General features: G+C 75.0%; 1 protein-coding gene. It reads left to right on the forward strand.

Annotated elements, in window-relative coordinates; genetic code table 11:
• Positions 1 to 1,066, forward strand: a 1,066-nt coding sequence (locus D7X74_RS42040; protein WP_147446919.1) for a condensation domain-containing protein, incomplete at both ends; no start/stop codon positions are given.

Consider the following 1,066-nt stretch of genomic DNA (forward strand, 5'->3'; position numbering starts at 1 on the left):
CGGGGGGGCTGTTGCGCGCGGTGGGCACGCCCTTCGATGACACGCGCGCGGTGCGCCACACCCTCTCGCTGGATGAGGCGCGGACGCGGGCGCTGGCCCGGGTGGCGCAGGGCGCGGGGAGCACGGTGCCCCGGTTGTTCGCCGCGCTCACGGGCCTCTTCGTGTCCCGGCTGACGGGGCAGCGCGACACGTGCCTGGGGACGTTCGTTCACGGCCGCTCCGCACGCGAGGACCTGCTCACCTTCGGGATGATGGTGGGCACCGTGCCCGTGCGCTTCGACGTGGACGGCGCGGCCCCCTTCGCTTCGCTGCTGCGCGAGGTGGGGACGGCCCAGCAGCGGGCGCTGCGCGGCCAGCGCTACCCGTTCGACCTGCTCGCGCAGGAGCTGCGCGCTGGAGGGCTGGACGGGCCGCCCCTCTTCGACGTGCTCGTGTCCTTCCAGAACGGACGCTTCGATGCGCAGTTGGGGGGCCACCCGGTGGACGTCACCTGGCTCTTCAATGGCCATGAGCAGCATTCGCTCGCGGTGCACGTGAGCGACCGGCTGGGGCAGGGACTCCTCACGGTGGACCTGGACTTCCGGCGCAGCGCCTTCCCGGCGGAGGTGCCCGCCTCGCTGGCGGAGTCCTTCCGGCGGCTCCTGGACGAGGTGCTGGCACAGGACGACGCGCGTCCCGTGGCGCGGCTGTCGCTGGTGGGCCCCGCGCAGGCGCGACAGCTGGCCGCGTGGAACCCGGAGCCCCGGCCGTTTGCCCGCGACACGTCCGTGACGGCGCTGCTGGCGGAGCAGGCCACGCGCTCGCCCGGAAGCGTGGCCGTGCGGGACGGGGACGTGGGCGTCACCTACGCGGAGCTGGAGGCGCGCTCGGCGCGGGTGGCGGCGGCGCTGCGGTCGCGGGGCGTGGGGCCGGGCTCGGTGGTGGGGCTCTTGACGGACCGGACGGTGCAACTGCTCGCGGGGCTCAAGGGCATCCTGCTGGCGGGCGCCGCCTACCTGCCGCTGGATGGACAGCAGCCCCGGGAGCGGCTGGCGATGCTGCTGGAGGACGCGGGCGTGCGCCACGT

Origin of the sequence: Corallococcus sp. CA047B (genome assembly GCF_003612065.1) — a bacterium.
Classification (GTDB): Bacteria; Myxococcota; Myxococcia; order Myxococcales; family Myxococcaceae; genus Corallococcus; species Corallococcus praedator.